The organism is Agrobacterium sp. NPDC089420, from assembly GCF_044900305.1.
GTDB lineage: Bacteria > Pseudomonadota > Alphaproteobacteria > Rhizobiales > Rhizobiaceae > Agrobacterium.
Genome location: NZ_JBJDMY010000005.1, coordinates 366,457 through 383,664 on the forward strand (window position 1 = coordinate 366,457; position 17,208 = coordinate 383,664).

Consider the following 17,208-nt stretch of genomic DNA (forward strand, 5'->3'; position numbering starts at 1 on the left):
AGATGCGTGTGACCGAACTCAACATCTATCCGCTGAAAAGCGCGCGCGGCATTTCCCTCTCCGGAAGCGCCATTTCCGCCGAAGGCCTGCCGGGGGACCGCCGGGCCATGTTGACCGATCCTTCCGGCCATTTCATCACCCAGCGCGAATTGCCCGCCATCGCCACGGTGCTGGCGCGGCATGAGGATGGCGGCATGGCGCTTTCGCGGGACAAGGACGGCGAGATTTTCGCCAGACCGTCCGGCCAGCGCATGGATGTGGCGGTGTGGAAATCGATCGTCAGCGCCAATATCGCCGATGACGAGACCAACGATACGCTCTCGGCATGGTTCGAACGCGAGGTCAGGCTGGTGTTCTTCGACGATACCTCGAAACGCATTGCAAGCCTTGAATGGACCGGCAACGAAACCCCCGTCACCTTTGCGGACGGCTACCAGATCCTCGTCACCACCACCGCCTCGCTTGCCGCGCTGAACGACAATATGCGCGCCAATGGCGAAGACGCCGTCGGCATGGAGCGGTTCCGGCCGAATATCGTGCTCAACACGGACGAGCCATGGGCGGAGGACCGCTGGGCGGCCATCGAGATCGGCGGCATTCGTTTCGATCTGGTCAAGCCCTGCGCCCGCTGCATCATGACCACGCAGGACCAGACGACCGGTTCCCGCGACGTGCCCTCCCCCATGAAAGCCATGGGCCGCATCCGCATGTCCGGCGACCGGCGCGTGCCCGGCCCGCTGTTCGGCTGGAACGTGACGCCGCGCGGGAAAGGCAGGTTGTCCGTCGGCGACGTGGCAAGCGTGGTCGAGGAACGGCCGGAAGGCTGGGCGATCAAGCGGCGGTAGGCCGGCGGTTCGGTCAAACCGAACTTCATAGCCACGGTGCAATGTTTTTATAGGCTGGCGCACCCTCTCTCCCTCATTCCTGTGCTTGTCACAGGAATCCAGCCGACGCGTGTCCGCGCGGCGAAAGAGTCCTTTCAGCCCAAGGACTTGGGCTGGCTGGATCCCTGTGACAAGCACAGGGATGAGGAGACGGAGGGGTCATCGCCTCACGGCTTCTTCGCCCCGACGATCAGAAAGATCGGCCGGCGATCCTCGTGCTTCAGTTCCGGCCGCTCAGCCATCAGAGCCGGATCAGGCCGCGGTTCCGCCAAATGCGTCAGGGCAAAACCGGCAGACAGCAGGCAGTTGAGAATGCCAGACACCGTGCGATGATATTTGACCACATCGTCCGCCATCCAGTTGGAGTGGCGCACGCCCTCGCTTTGATAATTATCGAGCGGCCAGTGCAGGATTTCGCCATCCTCGCCATAAAACCAGTCCTGTTTTTCCAGCGCCGTGAAAACGGGATGTTCGATGGAAAAGACGAAATCGCCGCTGGATTTCAGGACGGCGGAAACTTTCGCGAATGCCAGGTCGAGATCGCGGACATAATGCAGGGCGAGAGAACTCAGCACCACATCGAAACTTTCCGGCGCAAACTCAATGTCCTCGATCGCCGCCCGGCGATAGTCTATGCCCGGGCCGCCATTGATTTCGGCGGCACGGCGCAGCATGTTCTGCGAAAGATCGACGCCGACGACATGGGCCGCCCCCTGCTCCGCCGCGTAACGGCAATGCCAGCCGAAACCGCAGCCGAGATCGAGAAGGCTGCGACCCTGCAACGGCGGCAGCATGCCGCGCAGTTCGTGCCACTCGCCGGCCTGTCGCAACCCTTCGACGGAACGCGGCATGGCGCTGTAGCGCTCGAAAAACCCGGGATCGTCGTAAATATTCTGCTTCATCGTCCTCTCTCCGGTCTCCCCGAAAACGATATGCGGGGGGCGTCCCATCAATCCCATGAATATTGGGGGTCAAGAAAAGTCGCTAGTGGGGACGGCTGACAAAAGCTAATATTCATCCCCATCAGAGGGAATCTGCAGAAAGATTTGCGCCATCGTCACGCGCATGCTGCAGCAGGAGAATTTCATGTCGCAAGCCACACGCCAGACCATGCCCTGGCTTATTATCGCCGCAGGGTCGCTGATTGCGGTCATGACCTTCGGCCCCCGTTCGGCCATGGGCTTTTTCCAGCTGCCGATGCTGGCCGATACCGGCTGGGACCGCTCCACCTTCGGTCTCGCCATGGCCTTGCAGAACCTGTTCTGGGGCCTTGGCCAGCCCTTTTTCGGTGCGATGGCGGATAAATACGGCACGGGCCGCGTGCTCGTGCTGTCAGGCCTGCTTTATGCCGCCGGCCTTATCTGCATGTCCTTCGGCACTTCGCCCTTCTGGCTGCATTTCGGCGGCGGCGTGCTGGTCGGGCTCGGCATCGCCGCCGGTTCCTTCAGCGTCATCCTTTCGGCCTTTGCGCGGCATGTGACGCCGCAGCAGCGCTCGCTCGCCTTCGGCATCGGCACGGCGGCGGGCTCGGCCGGCATGTTTTTGTTCGCGCCGATCAGCCAGGGGCTGATTTCCGCCTATGGCTGGTCGGACAGCCTCGTCTGGCTTGCCGTGATGATGATGCTGGTGCCGTTGCTTGCCTTTCCCATGCGCGGCAATTCCTCTTCCGGCAGCCAGTCGCAGGCGCAGTTCCAGCAGACGGCGGGCGAAGCGCTGAAAGAGGCGCTCGGCCATAAAAGCTACCTCCTGTTGACCACCGGCTTTTTCGTCTGCGGGTTTCAGGTGGCCTTCATCACCGCACATTTCCCGGCCTATCTCGGCGATATCGGCATCGAACCGCGCTACGCCGTCATCGCCATGGCGCTGATCGGCTTCTTCAACATCATCGGGTCGCTTGCCGCCGGCATCATCGCCCAGCGTTATTCGAAACCCTATCTGCTCGCCTATATCTACGTCGCCCGCTCGGTCGCCGTCACGGCGTTCCTGCTTTTGCCGCAATCACCGCTTTCGGTCATTCTCTTCGCTGCCGTCATGGGCATCCTCTGGCTTTCCACCGTGCCGCCCACCAATGCGCTGGTGGCGATCATGTTCGGCACACGCCATCTCGGCATGCTCGGCGGCGTCGTGTTCCTGTCGCACCAGATCGGCTCGTTCCTCGGCGTCTGGCTCGGCGGCTTCCTTTATGACCGGCTCGGTTCCTATGATCTTGTCTGGTGGCTGGGCGTCGGCATGGGAATTTTTGCGGCCATCGTGCATTGGCCCATTCAGGAGCGCCCCGCACCCCGGCCTGCTTTCGCCCAATAAAGCGATCGGCCAGGGGCTGGCGATCACACGGCCTCATCGAGCGCGGGCGGCGATGCCCTGCGCTGCAGCGCCTTCAGCGCCGCCTGCACGAAACCGTCGCGGGCGGCGTTTTCGGTGAGACCGCGCGGATCGTAGACGTGCCGGTTGAGGAAGTGGGCCGTCAGGCGGAAGGCGGCCGCCAGGCTTTCGGGATCGGCAGCCTTTGACTGGCCTTCGCTCAAGAAAGCGGGCAGCGCAAGCATCCGGGCCGCATAGGGCGCGCCTGCCGTGCGGCAGACCGCCCTGCCCGTTTTCGGCGAGACATAGATGAGATCAGTGCGCAGCCCCGTTGCCGCGCATTCGGTGAGATCGAGCCCGAAACCGAGATCGTTCAGCACCGCCAGTTCGAACCGCACGAACAATTCCCCGGCATCGGCCGGATCGTGGAGATTGTCGAGGATGACGTCGAGCGCCTGATAAAGATGCGGATGCGGATCACGCTCCGGCAGAAGCCTGAGAAGAGCGCCCATGGCCTGGACGCCGTAAACGGCAGTCGCCGTTTCCATCAGCTGTGCTGCGCGCAATTGCAGAGGTTCGATGCGGAATTCGCCGAGGTGGTCGTCAAGACGTGCCCGCCAGACGACATCCACACGGTTGCCCGCCTGCAGCACCGGCTGCATGCTGCGGGAGCGGCCGGAGCGCACCATGCCGAGATGCCGGCCTCGCGAACGGGTCATCACCTCGGCGATGACGCTCGTCTCGCCATGGCGTTTGACGCCGAGAATGATCGCCTCATCCTGCCACTGCATGAAACCTGTCCGAATTTCGATTCAAGCCCGATCATAACCGATCCGGCGCCAAAGCGTTATTCTTTTACGGTGTCATCGGCTGTATCGAGAAGACCGCTGACAAAATCGATGATCTCATTTTCGCCGAACGGTTTGCCGAGCAAGGGAGCATGCGTCAGATCGTCGGGAAAACCGGTCGTATCGCCGTAACCGCTGACGAAACCGAAGGGAATGCCCGCCGCGCGCAGCTCACGGGCGAAATCGTAACTCTTGCCATCGGAGAGGCTGACATCGAGAAGCGCGCAATCCGCACCCGCCTGTTCGACGGCCTGTCGTGCCTGCGCAAGCGTGGTGGCGATGACAATGGTTTCCACCCCCATGGACTGGAGAACCGCTTCGACATCAAGCGCCACCAGATATTCATCCTCAACGATGATAACCCGTTGTGGCACCATATGTTTTCTTCTTCCTAAATGAGAGAGCCGCCAGGCTCGAAGCCGCGATCTCCGATATGATCCCCATTGGGATATCAAGACAGGAGTCGCAAATTACGACCCCACCGTCATTTAAAAAAGACATGTCACGGGAAGATCAGATGAAGGGTCTCTGCCGCTTCTCATCGCTTTCCCATTCCGCAACGTGGCTCAGCCCGGCATCGTCCAGCACAAGACAGCCCTTGTCCGTCCAGCGGATGAGGCCGCGATCGACCAGCTTTCTCAAGGTCTTGTTGGTGTGAACGATGGAAAGGCCAAGCGTATCGGCCACATGCTGCTGGGTGACGGGGATCGGCGTTTCGCCGGGGATGAGATTGACCGCCTTCGCCTTGCGATAAAGAAAGGCAATAAGATAGGCTGCGCGCTCCAGCGCGGTGCGCCGGCCGATGCTGAGAAGATGGCTGTCGAGCATGCGCTCTTCGCTTGCCGCGATCCAGGTCAGGTCATAGGCCAGCGTCGGATGATCGGTAAAGAGGTTGTTGAGGCGCGACCGCTCGAAAACACACAGGGTCACCGGTGACAGTGCCTCCACCGAATGCTGCATTTCCCCCATCACCGTGCCCTGGAGACCAACGAGATCGCCCGGCATGACATAATTCAGGATCTGCCGCCGGCCATCCTCCAGCGTCTTGTAACGAAATGCCCAACCGTGCAGCACGGTGTAGAGATGGGCGCTGTGCGAGCCTTCCATCAGGATGACCGAACCGCTCTCCACCGCCAGTTCTCCCGTCTTGAAACGCGAAACGAAATCGAGTTCGGAAGAGGAGAAGTCCCGGAAATGCGGCAGGTCGCGCAGGGGACATTGCTGGCACGGGGTGGTGGAAATTCCGTTCGGTTTTTTTGGCGACATGAATATCCGTCATCGAAAAAGGTTGCGCCCAATTGTTTTGGAACAACCCGCCCGGACGTATTCGGTTCCCGATGAGGGGTGAAGATTCGTGAAGCCGCCTTACGCTCCTGCCTCATTCCTGTGCTTGTCATAGGAATGAGGGCTGAACCGGATGCGTTCACCCCCGCGGAAATTCCAGCCCCATTTCACGGAAGCGCTCCGGGTCGTCGCCCCAGTTCTCGCGCACCTTGACGAACAGGAAGAGATGCACCGGCTGTTCGAGGATTTCCGACAGTTCCTTGCGCGAGGCGGTGGAGATGGCCTTGATCGCATCGCCGTTCTTGCCGAGCGCGATCTTCTTCTGGCTGTCGCGCTCGACATAGATCACCTGCTCGATGCGCACCGAGCCGTCCTTGCGTTCTTCCCACTTTTCGGTCTCGACATGCGAGGCATAGGGCAGTTCCTGATGCAGGCGCAGGAACAGTTTTTCGCGGGTGATTTCGGCGGCGAGCTGGCGCATCGGCAGATCGGAAATCTGGTCTTCCGGATAATACCACGGGCCTTCCGGCAGTTCGGCGGCCAGATAATTCATCAGGTCTTCGCAGCCCGAACCATTGGTGGCCGAGATCATGAAGGTGCGGTCGAAGGCAACCGTTTCATTGGCGGCGGCGGCAAGCTTCAGCAGGTCTTCGCGCTTCACCTGGTCGATCTTGTTGAGGCAGAGGATCTTCTTCTGCGGAACGTCCTTCAGGCCTTCGAGAATGGTTTCGGCATCGCCCTTGAGGCCGCGTTCGCTGTCGATCAGCAGCAGGATGAGATCGGCATCCTTCGCGCCGCCCCAGGCGGAGGTGACCATGGCGCGGTCAAGCCGGCGGCGCGGCTTGAAGATGCCGGGCGTATCCATGAAAACGATCTGGGCATTGTCGTGAATGGCGATGCCGCGCATCACCGCGCGTGTCGTCTGCACCTTGTGGCTGACGATCGAAACCTTGGCGCCAACCAGCCGGTTCACCAGCGTCGACTTGCCGGCATTGGTCGGGCCGATGAGGGCGACGAAGCCGGAGCGGGTCGGAAGGGCGTTGTCTTCACCGGCAATGGTGGGGTTTTCGTGATCGGTCATGATATCCATTCAAGGTCAGAGGTATTCAACATGCGGCCAGAGGGTCCGCCATGCGCTCGATTTCAGCACCCGCGCGGGTACTCAGTTTCAGGTGGAGGATTTCTGCCAGACGCCTTCGCGTTCCAGCAACCGTGTTGCCGCCACCTGCTCGGCCGCGCGCTTGGAGCGCTCGACGCCGGTTTCCGGCTTCACGCCGGGAATTTCGACAGTCACCGTAAAGCGGGGATCGTGATCCGGTCCGGAGCGATCGTCAACCCGGTAAGAGGGCGTGGTCGCAAATCTGGCATGCGCCCATTCCTGCAATTCCGTCTTGGCGTCGCGTCGCCCGGCATCCACGCTGGTTGCGCGGCCCTGCCAATATTTCAGAATGAATTTGCGCGCCGCTTCCAGCCCGCCATCGAGATAGATGGTGGCGATCAGGCTTTCGACGACATCGGCGCGCACGTTGAGCATCGCCTTGCCGGTCAGTTTCTTCACGTCCGCCCCGGTGCGGATGAAATTGTGCAGGCTCATCTCATCACCGATCGACGCGCAGGACTCGGCGCTGACAAGCTGGTTGAGACGCACCGACAATTCGCCCTCGGTGGCGTTGCGGAAGGTGGAGAACAGCAGTTCGGCGACGCAGAGGCCAAGAACGCGGTCGCCCAGAAATTCCAGCCGCTCGTAATTGCCGGCTGCGGCCGACCGCGCGCTGGCATGGGTCAAGGCCCGGTCCAGGCGGGCCTTTTCCTTGAACTCATATCCGATCAACGCTTCCAGACGCGAAATCTCGTCCGCCGAAAGCGGCTTGGTCTTGCTCATTCCACGACCTTGAAGAGGCGGTCCCAACGCATGTTGGCCGGCCATTCCCAAATGCGGCTGAACGGCGTGTCGTTGCCCAGCGAGAAGAAGATGACGCTGGCGCGGCCGATCAGGTTTTCCTCCGGCACGAAACCGACATCGAAGCGGCTGTCGAGCGAATTGTCTCTGTTGTCGCCCATCATGAAATAATGGCCTTCCGGCACCAGGAATTCCCGGGTGTTGTCGCCGCGCGAGTCGGGCGACTGGTCAAGTGTGTCGTAGGTGACGCCATTGTCGAGCGTTTCGCGGAAGACCGGCACATTGGCGCCCGGATCGGCACGGTAATCGGAAGTGAAGGTGCCATCGGGCTGCTTCGGCACCGGCTGGCCATTGATGAACAGCACGCCGTTGGTCACCTGGATGCGATCACCGGGCAGGCCGACGAGGCGCTTGATGTAATCCACTTCAGGATTGGGCGGCAGGCGGAAGACCACGACATCGCCGCGCTTCGGCTTGCTGAATTCGAGGATACGGCCCGAAAACAGGTTCGGCGAGAAAGGCAGCGAATATTTCGAATAGCCGTAGGAGAACTTGTTGACGAAAAGATAGTCGCCGACCAGAAGCGTCGGCATCATCGAGCCGGACGGGATGGTGAAGGGCTGAAACAGCACGGTGCGGATGACCATGGCCAGCAGCAGCGCCTGAATGATGACCTTGACGTTCTCCCAAAGGGCGTTCTGCTTCTTTTCAGCTTTTTCGGACACTTAAAGACCTACCTGACTGTTTCCCGGCGTCTCCGATCACAAGGGAGCACCAGGCCGTTGTTTCGTCGCGCCCGCGGCGGGTGAAGCTGTTTCACGCAGCCGGCAACGCTTTCATATTTCTGCGACTTCTCTAGAACCTTTCCAGCCCGAAGGGAAGCGCTTCTGTCACATGCCCGCAAATAGACCGCCAATGCGGCGGCCCCAGGCCCTAACCGTTCACAGGCAGCGCCTCGATAATCACAAATGCCTGAGCATAAGGATAGTCATCGGTGATCGTCAGGTGGATATTGGCGCGGTGGCCGGCGGGTAGCATGGCCGCCAGCCTTTCCCCCGCCCCGTTGGTCAGCACCATGGTCGGCTTGCCGCCCGGCAGATTGACGACGCCCATATCCTTCCAGAAGACGCCGTTCGCCAGGCCGGTTCCAAGCGCCTTGGAACAGGCCTCCTTGGCGGCAAAACGCTTGGCATAGGAAGCGGCGCGGTTCTTGCGGCCGTCGGATTTGGCGCGCTCGATATCGGTGAAACAGCGATGGGTGAAGCGATCGCCAAAACGCTCGATCGATTTTTCGACGCGGCGAATGTCGATCAGGTCGCTGCCCAATCCAATGATCATTTCAACATCTCCAGAGACGCGTTGCGGTTGGCGGCGCGGTGAGCGAGGTTTTCCATCTTGCGCCGGCGGAAACCGCTGATGAGGCCATAAACGGCAATATAGGCGATGACCGCGCTGATTGCGGCGGGAAGAGCCGCCCCGACGATCATCGGTTCGAGCACGGGTGTCCATATCTGCCGGAATTCGAGGTGGCTGAACAGCGCCACGAAATCCACATGGGCGGCGCTTGCCGTCTTCTGCCGGCCGAGGACGAAATGCCCAAGCTCCCAGGTGGATGCCCAGATGAAGGGAAATGTCAGCGGATTGGCGAAGGTGGTGCCGAGCGCGGCCGCGACGAGATTGACGCGCATGAGGAAACCGAGCGCCATGGCGATGATGATGTGCACGCCGAGAAACGGCGTCCAGGCCACACCGATACCGATGGCGACACCAGCGGCGACCGAATGCGGAGAGGCGGAAAGCCTGAGCAGACGCAGCTTCATATAGCGCAGCGAACGGGAAAAACCCGTGCGCGGCCAGAACAGGTCACGAATCTTTTCTGAAAAACCAACGGGTTCACGGCGGCGAAACGGCATGGGGACAGTTTATTTCATCGCCCGGGCCGCGCCAAGAGCATCATAGACGACGCAGGGTTCTTTTGCAGGTGTATTCTCCGCTTCCGTCATTCCGGCCTTGAGCCGGAATCCAGCCGACGTGCGTCTGCGCGGCGAGAGGACTCTTTCCAGCCCAAGGACTTGGGCTGGCTGGATGCCGGATCAAGTCCGGCATGACGGACGCCGGATGTCACGAATACAGTGAGTATCTAGCCTTCGATATCAGCCCCAATTTAGTGTCGTCTATTGCGACAGGGGACTGAACCGGGATTTTTTGCGGCGTATTGGTCAACCAGTTTGGGACAACCGCTTGAAGCGCGCATTCACATAGTTTTGCAAGATACAGGGACGAGCGTGGCAACAACAGCCGCGCACCCTCCAAGTCTCATACGCATGGCGAAGGTCTGCCATGCGCTGAGTGCATTACCGGCGGAACAGGCCGCGGTCGATTTCGCGCTGGCGGAACTCGAGGTCGACATTCGATACCGAGCCGCTGAGATATTCGAATTCGCGTTCCTGGGTGGTCTTGCCACGAACGGCGCGGGCGATCTTGCGAAGCGGAGTAAACATGATTTTCGGTCCTTTCGGTTTGGAACCGGCGTTTCTCATCGGTGTTTGTCCACCGGCACGCCGCGTTTCCTTCTCTTCGATTTCTGAGAAGAAAATAGTCGCAAACCACATTGACCACCAGAGACAGGAAAAGGCCGCTGCCATGCATTCAACGCATAACAACGGCCTTTCGATATCTGCAAAGGATCAAAAATGCCTCAATCGAAGGCACGTGTGACCGTGGACACGCAATCGAGGTCCTTGAGCTGCGACAGCAACTGGTTCAGCTGCCTGAGATCCCAGACTTCGACATCCAGCGCCAGCTCGGAGAAATCCGTGCCGATGCGGACCATGTTGAGCCCGCGGATGTTGACGTCCAGCGTCGCGATCGACTGCGCCACGGAGGCGAGCGTGCCCGGCTCGTTCAACGCATTGATCATCACCCGCGCCATGAAGCGCGACTTGTTGGCCTCATCGAGGTCCCAGCGCACATCGATCCAGCGTTCCGGCTCGTCGTCGAAGCGCTGCAGCGCCGGCGCCTGAATAGGATAGATGGTGATGCCCTTGCCTTTTTCCATGATGCCGACGATGCGATCTCCCGGAACGGCGCCGGCGGCGCCGAAATGCACGTCGACATTGCCGGAAAGGCCACGGATGGGCAGCGGATCGGGTCCGTCCAGCATCTCGGCCGCGCCGTCGTCTTCCAGAACGGAGCGCGACTTGCCGGGAATCTTGAAGACCATGCCGGAGGCGCTGCGCATGTTGAACCAGCCGTCGTCGCCGGTCATCTTCACCGTCACGCGCTCGTCCTGATAATCCGGGAAGACCGCACGCAGCACATCGAGCGAGGAGACCTCACCGCGGCCGACGGCGGCGATGGCGTCTTCCACATCCTTCTGCGCCAGGCGATGCAGCACGGGCTTCAAAGCTTCGCGCGAGAAGGCCTTGCCGGCGCGCTCGAAGGTACGCTCCAGAATGCGATAACCGAGGCCGGAATATTGCTTGCGGATGGCCATGCGGGTGGCGCGACGAATGGCCGAGCGGGCCTTGCCCGTCACCACCACCTCTTCCCATGCGGCCGGCGGCACCTGCACGCCGGAGCGGATGATCTCCACCTCGTCGCCATTGTTCAGACGGGTGACAAGCGGCATGATCCGCCCGTTGATCTTGGCCCCGACCGTGGTGTCGCCGATATTGGTGTGCACCGCATAGGCGAAATCGATGGGGGTCGCACCGCGCGGCAGGGCAATCAGCTTGCCCTTGGGCGTGAAGCAGAACACCTGGTCCTGGAAAAGCTCGAGCTTGGTGTGCTCGAGGAATTCTTCCGGGCTGTCGCCTTCGGCCAGCGATTCGATGGTGTGGCGCAGCCAGGAATAGGCGTTCGATTCCGGCGAGAGCAGATCGCCCTCGCCGTTCTCGCCATCCTTGTAGAGCGCATGGGCGGCAATGCCGAATTCGGCGATCTCGTGCATGCGCTTGGTGCGGATCTGCAGTTCGATACGCTGGCGCGACGGGCCGACGATGGTGGTGTGGATGGAGCGGTAATCGTTCTGCTTCGGGGTGGAGATATAGTCCTTGAAACGGCCGGGCACCACGCGCCAGCGGGTGTGCACGATGCCGAGCGCCCGGTAGCAGGAGGGAATGTCGTCCACCAGAATACGAAAACCATAGACGTCGGACAGCTGCTCGAAGGAGAGCGACTTCGACTGCATCTTGCGGAACACCGAATAGGGCTTCTTCTGGCGCCCCTTGACGCCGGCGCCGATGAGGCCGTTGGCCACGAGAAGCTCGCGCAGCTCGTCCTCGATCTTCTTGATCAGGCCCTCATTGCGCGTTTCCAGTTCCTGCAGGCGGTTGGTCACCGTCTCATAGGCTTCCGGATTGAGATAACGGAAGGACAGGTCCTCCAGCTCGTCACGCATGTCCTGCATGCCCATGCGGCCGGCGAGCGGCGCATAGATTTCCATGGTCTCCTCGGAAATGCGGCTGCGCTTGTCGGCCGGCATATATTCCATGGTGCGCATATTGTGCAGGCGGTCGGCGAGCTTCACCAGGAGAACGCGCACGTCGTCGGAAATGGCGAGCAGCAGCTTGCGCAGGTTTTCCGCCTGTTTCGCCTTGCGGGTAACGAGATCGAGCTTCTTGAGCTTGGTCAGCCCCTCCACCAGCCGGCCGATATCCTCGCCGAAAAGCTCATCGATTTCAGCGCGTGTGGCGGTGGTGTCCTCGATCGTATCGTGCAGCAGCGCCACTGCGATGGTCGATTCGTCGAGATGCATTTCGGTGAGGATCGCGGCAACTTCCAGCGGATGCGAAATATAGGGGTCGCCATTGGCCCGCTTCTGCTGGCCATGTTTCTGCATCGCGTAAACATAGGCCTTGTTCAGCAGGGCCTCATTCGCATCCGGTTTATATTTTTGAACCCGCTCGACGAGTTCGTATTGCCGCATCATGCGATATTCCACAAAAAGAAAGCGCGCCAACCTGAGGGTCGGCGCACAATGCTGCATCAATAGGGATCAGATTATGACGGCAACTATTGACAGACGGTAACCACCGCCCGCCAATGGCGTCATAAAGTCAGATCAATAATCGTCATTTTTTTCCGGCGGCACAAGGCCTTCGATACCGGCCAGCAGTTCTTCTTCCGACATCTGGTCGAAAGTGACGGTTTCCGGCTGGTCGTCGTCTTCGCCTTCGGCAATGGCGGAGGCGGCAAGCGTGACCGGATCGGGCTCGGGCTCGTCCACTTCCACATGCTTCTGCAGCGAGTGGATGAGATCTTCCTTCAGATCGTCGGGAGACAGGGTCTCGTCGGCGATTTCGCGCAGCGCCACAACCGGGTTCTTGTCGTTGTCGCGATCAACCGTGATGGAAGAGCCCTGGGAAATCTGGCGCGCACGGTGGCTGGCGAGAAGCACCAGCTCGAAACGGTTGTCTACTTTATCAATGCAATCTTCAACTGTGACGCGGGCCATTGCCTGTCCTTTGCGGGTCGTAATGTTCGTGGATCAGAGCGCCGTGCTTTCTTCAGGATGCACAAGGGATGCTCTAACCTATTGAATCTGCGCTTCGTGCCCTGCGAAAAACGCTTGGGATTTCTCGCGACGAAGCCTTCCAGCTTCCGATACAGCCATTGGCCGCGGAATTCAAGTTTTTCCTGTCTTTGGCGTCTTTTGGCACCTTATTGCCCATGTTTGGCGTCTGATGAACAAAATGTCTAGAAGAATTGTCTTGGAATACGGGGGAAGGTAGCTTACTTAAAACGCAACGGCGATACGCAAAGCTCGTTGATACGACATGATTTTTAGCGTTATCGACCGGATATAAAAGCCAGATAATGGCCTTTCCAAAAAAAAGGAATGGGATGGAATGTTCGATCCACGGGAGAAAATTGCGCTCTTCATAGACGGAGCCAATCTTTATGCAGCATCGAAAAGCCTGGGATTCGATATCGACTACCGCAAGCTCCTGAAGGCGTTTCAAAAGCGTGGATACCTGCTGCGCGCCTATTATTACACCGCATTGATCGAGGATCAGGAATATTCCTCGATCCGGCCGCTGATCGACTGGCTGGATTATAACGGTTACAAGGTCGTGACGAAGCCGGCGAAGGAATTCACCGACGCGCTCGGCCGCCGCAAGATCAAGGGCAACATGGATATCGAACTCGCGGTCGATGCCATGGAACAGTCCGAGACGGTCGATCATCTGGTGCTGTTCTCCGGCGACGGCGATTTCACCACGCTGGTGGACGCGCTGCAGCGCAAGGGCCGCAAGGTGTCCGTGGTCTCCACCATGGCCACGCAGCCCGCCATGATCGCCGACGACCTGCGCCGGCAGGCCGACCACTTCATCGATCTGATGACGCTGAAGGCCGAGATCGGGCGCGACCCGAACGAGCGCCCTGCCCGGCACGCCGAAAGCCCGGAAACGATCTGATCCGGCTTTTGCACCATTGACATTGCAGGAACGCGTCCGTCCGAAGACGGGCGCGTTTTTGTTTGGGCACACGCCATTCCGCCGCCGGAAAATCGCCGTTTAAATTAACAAACATCAAATCCGGCCATTCGAAATTATATCTTGGTTAATTTTAGACGTGTCTAAATCACGCAACGGCACCGGGGACTTGATTAGGGGTGTCAAATCAGGATGATCAGACATGAACGGCCAAGCGAAAACCACTCAACAACTCGATGAAAGACTGAATTTTCTGGGGCTTGGCCACGAGCAGCGGCAAAATCTTTCAGACATGAAGGGTGTCATTACCGGGTCCCTCGACGCGTCTCTCGACCGTTTTTATGCAAAGGTCCGTTCTGTGCCGGAAACGGTGAAATTCTTCGCAAGCGATGCGCATGTCCAGCATGCCAAGAGCATGCAGCTCAAACATTGGGAAAGGATCGCCTCTGGCGCGTTCAACGGGGATTACACCGACGCCGTGACCGCCATCGGCCGCACGCATGCGCGACTGGGGCTGGAGCCGCGCTGGTACATCGGCGGTTATGCGCTGATGCTCGACGGCATCGTCAAGGCCGTGATCGAGTCCGAATTAAAGGGCCTTTTCATGGAAAAGAAGGCCAGGAAGGTGAAGGACGGGTTATCGGCCACCATCAAGGCCGCCCTTCTCGACATGGACTATTCCATCTCCGTCTACCTTGAGGTGCTTGCTGCCGAGCGACAGAAGGTGGAAGCCGAGCAGGCGCAGATGAAGAAGGAACAGGAGCATGTTCTCGCATTGCTCAACAGCGCGCTTGACCGGCTGGCGAATGGCGACCTCACCTCCAGCATCGGCGAAAAGACCGCGCCGCAATTCGAAGGGCTTGTCGCCAATTTCAACGCCGCGGTCGGCAATCTCTCCGGTGCATTTTCGCAGATCGTCGAAGAGGCAAACAAGATTTCCGGCAATACACGCGAACTGACGTCTGCGACCGACGACATGGCCCGCCGCACGGAACAGCAGGCCGCGGCGCTGGAGGAAACCGCCGCCGCCGTCGAGGAAATCACCACCATTTCCAAACTCTCGGCGCAGCGCTCCGAGGAGGCCAAGGCCATCGTCGAAAGCTCCGCCGTCGAAGCCGCACGCTCGCGCGATGTGGTGACGGATGCGGTGAAAGCGATGGGCGCCATCGAGGAATCGTCGCAGAAGATCACCCAGATCATTTCCGTGATCGACGAGATCTCGTTCCAGACCAATCTTCTGGCGCTGAATGCCGGCGTGGAGGCCGCGCGCGCCGGTGAGGCCGGCAAGGGTTTTGCCGTCGTCGCCCAGGAAGTGCGTGAACTCGCGCAGCGCTCCGCCACCGCCGCCAAGGAAATCAAGACGCTGATCGCCAAATCTTCCGAGGATGTGATGCATGGCGTTTCATTGGTCAACAAGACGGGCGAATCCCTGAATACGATCGGCAACAAGGTTGATCATATTCAGGAACATATCGTGTCGCTGACCAAGGCGGCGCAGGAGCAATCGGTCGGCATTCAGGAAATCAGCGCCGCCATCAACAGCATGGACAATCTGACCCAGAAGAATGCGGCCATGGTGGAAGAAACCAATGCGGCGACGCATAATCTGAGCGATGTCAGCGCCAATCTGGCCGCACTTGTCAGCCGGTTCAGCGTCTCGGCTTCAAGGGCGCATGTGGAGCGGACGTATCGGGCGGCTTGAGGGGCATCAGGCACCTCCCTCTCCTCATTCCTGTGCTTGTCACAGGAATCCAGCCGACGCGCGTCTGCGCGACGAGGAGAGTCCTTTCAGCCCAAGGACTTGGGCTGACTGGATTCCTGTGACAAGCACAGGAATGAGGGAGGAGGCTTTACGCGTTGCCACCCTTCAGCAACCGCGACTTCTGCCGGTTCCAGTCGCGTTCCTTCTCGGTCTCGCGCTTGTCGTGCAGCTTCTTGCCCTTGGCGAGCGCCAGTTCCAGCTTCGCGCGGCCCCTGTCGTTGAAGTAGATCTTCAGCGGCACCAGCGTCATGCCTTCGCGGTTGATGCCGGCGCGCAGGCGGTTGATCTCGCGCTTGCTCAAAAGCAGCTTGCGGCGGCGGCGCGGCTCGTGGTTGAAGCGGTTGGCCTGCAGATATTCCGGCAGGTGGGAATTGATGAGCCAGATTTCATCGCCCTCGTCCGACGCGTAGGATTCGGCGATATTCGCCTTGCCTTCGCGCAGCGACTTGACCTCGGTGCCGGTCAGCACGAGCCCTGCCTCATAGGTGTCGATGATTTCGTAGTTGAAGCGAGCCTTGCGGTTTTCCGCAACGATCTTGTTCACCACGCGCTGGCTGCCTTTGGGGGCCATGATATTTCAATCCCTTGTTTTTCTTATTGCGCCTTCGGCTTACCGCCGAGAGCGGTTTTCGAACCTCTATTTAATGTTGTCGCCGCAAAAAGAAAAGGCGCGCCGAACGGCTTCTGTTTCGAAGCGGTCCATGGCGCGCCTTCAGGCTTTTAGGACGTGTCTCAGTTCATCAGGCCGGCATGCTTCAGCGCCGCGTCGATGGCCGCTTCCGTCGCCGGTTCCAGCGTGCTCATCAAGGGCGAGCGGACCCGGCGGTTGCCGCCGCGCGTCTTCGACAGGGCGTATTTCGTGCCGCAGACGCCGGGTTCCATGAAGATCGCCTTGTGCAGCGGCATCAGGCGATCCTGATAGTCCAGCGCCTTGGCGTAGTCGCCGGCGAGCATCGCCGCCTGGAATTCCGAACAGAGGCGCGGGGCGACATTGGCGGTGACCGAGATGCAGCCGACGCCGCCATGGGCGTTGAAGCCGAGCGCCGTGCCATCCTCACCCGAAAGCTGGATGAATTCCCTGCCGCAGGAAATGCGCTGTTCGGAGACGCGGTCGAGCTTGCCGGTGGCATCCTTGACGCCGACAATGTTCTTATGCGCCTTGACCAGTGCGCCCATGGTTTCCGGCGACATATCCACCACCGAGCGCGGCGGGATGTTGTAGATGACGATCGGCAGCTTCACCGCTTCGGCGACAGCGGAGAAATGGGCAAACAGGCCCTTCTGCGTCGGCTTGTTGTAATAGGGCGTGACCACCAGCAGCGCATCCGCACCGGCTTCCTGCGCGTGCAGCGCAAGCTCGATCGCCTCATCGGTATTGTTGGAGCCTGCGCCCGCGATCACCGGAACCCGTTTCGCCGCAACCTCGATGCACAGCTCAACGACCCGTTTGTGCTCATCGTGGGAGAGCGTCGGGGATTCCCCCGTCGTACCCACGGGCACAAGGCCGTTGCTGCCTTCGGCGATCTGCCATTCCACATGGGCGGCAAAGGCCTGTTCGTCCACGGCGCCATTGTCCGTGAACGGGGTAATGAGGGCGGGAATTGATCCCTTGAACATGCAAAGCTCCTGGCGCCGAGCCGGTTCATGCTTCGGCCGCATTCGATGGTTAAAACCGGCACACATTAGTGCCAGCCCTTGGCGCCGACAAGCGCAAAGGCAGCGTATTTTGTCCGAAATTGTCGGAAGTGTGACAGTCGCAGGGTCCTGATCGGCAGGCACAAAAGGCCCG

At 60.0% G+C, this 17,208-nt stretch carries 18 protein-coding genes; 4 read left to right on the top strand and 14 right to left on the bottom strand.

Going from position 1 to position 17,208, the window contains the following annotated elements; translation table 11 throughout:
• Positions 1–2: 2 nt before the first annotated feature.
• Entirely contained in the window at positions 3–845 is an 843-nt protein-coding gene (locus tag ACI2KA_RS10740; RefSeq protein WP_404501810.1) for an MOSC domain-containing protein, read from the top strand.
• Positions 846–1,051: 206 nt separating this feature from the next.
• Here ACI2KA_RS10740 and ACI2KA_RS10745 read toward each other — a convergent pair whose 3' ends face one another.
• A complete protein-coding gene (locus tag ACI2KA_RS10745) occupies positions 1,052–1,786 on the bottom strand; it encodes a class I SAM-dependent methyltransferase (RefSeq protein ID WP_404501812.1) in 735 nt (244 codons plus the stop codon).
• A 184-nt stretch (positions 1,787–1,970) separates the two neighbouring features.
• Between ACI2KA_RS10745 and ACI2KA_RS10750 the strand changes: the two genes are divergently transcribed.
• Positions 1,971–3,188: an MFS transporter gene (locus ACI2KA_RS10750; protein WP_404501814.1), complete on the top strand. Its 1,218-nt coding sequence runs from the start codon at positions 1,971–1,973 to the stop codon at positions 3,186–3,188.
• A 23-nt stretch (positions 3,189–3,211) separates the two neighbouring features.
• On the opposite strand, the gene recO is transcribed toward ACI2KA_RS10750, so the two are convergent.
• The 11 genes from recO to rpoZ all read right to left on the bottom strand — a co-directional run bounded on the left by recO (position 3,212) and on the right by rpoZ (position 12,675).
• Positions 3,212–3,976, bottom strand: coding sequence for a DNA repair protein RecO (gene recO, locus ACI2KA_RS10755; RefSeq protein WP_404501816.1), 765 nt, complete (start codon positions 3,974–3,976; stop codon positions 3,212–3,214).
• A gap of 56 nt (positions 3,977–4,032) precedes the next feature.
• Positions 4,033–4,410, bottom strand: a complete 378-nt coding sequence (locus tag ACI2KA_RS10760; protein WP_404501818.1) for a response regulator — start codon at positions 4,408–4,410, stop codon at positions 4,033–4,035.
• A gap of 136 nt (positions 4,411–4,546) precedes the next feature.
• A complete protein-coding gene (locus tag ACI2KA_RS10765; RefSeq protein ID WP_404501820.1) occupies positions 4,547–5,299 on the bottom strand; it encodes a Crp/Fnr family transcriptional regulator in 753 nt (250 codons plus the stop codon).
• Positions 5,300–5,456: 157 nt separating this feature from the next.
• Complete coding sequence (gene era, locus ACI2KA_RS10770) at positions 5,457–6,407, bottom strand: GTPase Era (RefSeq protein WP_404501822.1); 951 nt, start codon at positions 6,405–6,407, stop codon at positions 5,457–5,459.
• A gap of 78 nt (positions 6,408–6,485) precedes the next feature.
• The gene (gene rnc, locus ACI2KA_RS10775; RefSeq protein ID WP_404501824.1) at positions 6,486–7,199 is read right to left on the bottom strand and encodes a ribonuclease III; all 714 of its coding nucleotides are present in this window, start codon (positions 7,197–7,199) and stop codon (positions 6,486–6,488) included.
• The gene (gene lepB, locus ACI2KA_RS10780) at positions 7,196–7,942 is read right to left on the bottom strand and encodes a signal peptidase I (RefSeq protein WP_404501826.1); all 747 of its coding nucleotides are present in this window, start codon (positions 7,940–7,942) and stop codon (positions 7,196–7,198) included. The genes rnc and lepB overlap by 4 nt, the downstream gene beginning before the upstream one ends.
• A gap of 208 nt (positions 7,943–8,150) precedes the next feature.
• A complete protein-coding gene (gene acpS / locus ACI2KA_RS10785; RefSeq protein WP_404501828.1) occupies positions 8,151–8,555 on the bottom strand; it encodes a holo-ACP synthase in 405 nt (134 codons plus the stop codon).
• The gene (locus ACI2KA_RS10790; RefSeq protein WP_404501830.1) at positions 8,552–9,130 is read right to left on the bottom strand and encodes a DUF2062 domain-containing protein; all 579 of its coding nucleotides are present in this window, start codon (positions 9,128–9,130) and stop codon (positions 8,552–8,554) included. The genes acpS and ACI2KA_RS10790 overlap by 4 nt, the downstream gene beginning before the upstream one ends.
• A 441-nt stretch (positions 9,131–9,571) precedes the next feature.
• Positions 9,572–9,718 carry a hypothetical protein gene (locus ACI2KA_RS10795; protein ID WP_003496944.1) on the bottom strand — a complete coding sequence of 49 codons (147 nt, stop codon included), beginning with the start codon at positions 9,716–9,718 and terminating at the stop codon, positions 9,572–9,574.
• Positions 9,719–9,915: 197 nt separating this feature from the next.
• Complete coding sequence (locus tag ACI2KA_RS10800; protein ID WP_404501832.1) at positions 9,916–12,150, bottom strand: RelA/SpoT family protein; 2,235 nt, start codon at positions 12,148–12,150, stop codon at positions 9,916–9,918.
• 132 nt (positions 12,151–12,282) lie between these two features.
• Entirely contained in the window at positions 12,283–12,675 is a 393-nt protein-coding gene (gene rpoZ, locus ACI2KA_RS10805; protein ID WP_404501834.1) for a DNA-directed RNA polymerase subunit omega, read from the bottom strand.
• A gap of 394 nt (positions 12,676–13,069) precedes the next feature.
• Between rpoZ and ACI2KA_RS10810 the strand changes: the two genes are divergently transcribed.
• Entirely contained in the window at positions 13,070–13,639 is a 570-nt protein-coding gene (locus ACI2KA_RS10810) for an NYN domain-containing protein (protein WP_003521125.1), read from the top strand.
• Between the two features lie 220 nt (positions 13,640–13,859).
• Positions 13,860–15,359: a methyl-accepting chemotaxis protein gene (locus tag ACI2KA_RS10815; RefSeq protein ID WP_404501836.1), complete on the top strand. Its 1,500-nt coding sequence runs from the start codon at positions 13,860–13,862 to the stop codon at positions 15,357–15,359.
• A 148-nt stretch (positions 15,360–15,507) separates the two neighbouring features.
• On the opposite strand, the gene smpB is transcribed toward ACI2KA_RS10815, so the two are convergent.
• Together smpB and dapA are read right to left on the bottom strand one after the other, a co-directional pair.
• Positions 15,508–15,990, bottom strand: coding sequence for an SsrA-binding protein SmpB (gene smpB / locus ACI2KA_RS10820; RefSeq protein ID WP_003524122.1), 483 nt, complete (start codon positions 15,988–15,990; stop codon positions 15,508–15,510).
• A 161-nt stretch (positions 15,991–16,151) separates the two neighbouring features.
• A complete protein-coding gene (gene dapA, locus ACI2KA_RS10825) occupies positions 16,152–17,036 on the bottom strand; it encodes a 4-hydroxy-tetrahydrodipicolinate synthase (RefSeq protein ID WP_404501838.1) in 885 nt (294 codons plus the stop codon).
• Positions 17,037–17,208 lie beyond the last annotated feature (172 nt).

Coding starts and splice junctions, on each gene's coding strand:
- ACI2KA_RS10795 (WP_003496944.1), bottom strand. CDS start 9,718: ATGTTTACTCCGCTTCGCAAGATCGCCCGCGCCGTTCGTGGCAAGACC.
- ACI2KA_RS10800 (WP_404501832.1), bottom strand. CDS start 12,150: ATGATGCGGCAATACGAACTCGTCGAGCGGGTTCAAAAATATAAACCG.
- ACI2KA_RS10750 (WP_404501814.1), top strand. CDS start 1,971: ATGTCGCAAGCCACACGCCAGACCATGCCCTGGCTTATTATCGCCGCA.
- rpoZ (WP_404501834.1), bottom strand. CDS start 12,675: ATGGCCCGCGTCACAGTTGAAGATTGCATTGATAAAGTAGACAACCGT.
- smpB (WP_003524122.1), bottom strand. CDS start 15,990: ATGGCCCCCAAAGGCAGCCAGCGCGTGGTGAACAAGATCGTTGCGGAA.
- era (WP_404501822.1), bottom strand. CDS start 6,407: ATGGATATCATGACCGATCACGAAAACCCCACCATTGCCGGTGAAGAC.
- ACI2KA_RS10745 (WP_404501812.1), bottom strand. CDS start 1,786: ATGAAGCAGAATATTTACGACGATCCCGGGTTTTTCGAGCGCTACAGC.
- ACI2KA_RS10790 (WP_404501830.1), bottom strand. CDS start 9,130: ATGCCGTTTCGCCGCCGTGAACCCGTTGGTTTTTCAGAAAAGATTCGT.
- ACI2KA_RS10765 (WP_404501820.1), bottom strand. CDS start 5,299: ATGTCGCCAAAAAAACCGAACGGAATTTCCACCACCCCGTGCCAGCAA.
- dapA (WP_404501838.1), bottom strand. CDS start 17,036: ATGTTCAAGGGATCAATTCCCGCCCTCATTACCCCGTTCACGGACAAT.
- acpS (WP_404501828.1), bottom strand. CDS start 8,555: ATGATCATTGGATTGGGCAGCGACCTGATCGACATTCGCCGCGTCGAA.
- ACI2KA_RS10810 (WP_003521125.1), top strand. CDS start 13,070: ATGTTCGATCCACGGGAGAAAATTGCGCTCTTCATAGACGGAGCCAAT.
- ACI2KA_RS10740 (WP_404501810.1), top strand. CDS start 3: ATGCGTGTGACCGAACTCAACATCTATCCGCTGAAAAGCGCGCGCGGC.
- ACI2KA_RS10760 (WP_404501818.1), bottom strand. CDS start 4,410: ATGGTGCCACAACGGGTTATCATCGTTGAGGATGAATATCTGGTGGCG.
- rnc (WP_404501824.1), bottom strand. CDS start 7,199: ATGAGCAAGACCAAGCCGCTTTCGGCGGACGAGATTTCGCGTCTGGAA.
- ACI2KA_RS10815 (WP_404501836.1), top strand. CDS start 13,860: ATGAACGGCCAAGCGAAAACCACTCAACAACTCGATGAAAGACTGAAT.
- recO (WP_404501816.1), bottom strand. CDS start 3,976: ATGCAGTGGCAGGATGAGGCGATCATTCTCGGCGTCAAACGCCATGGC.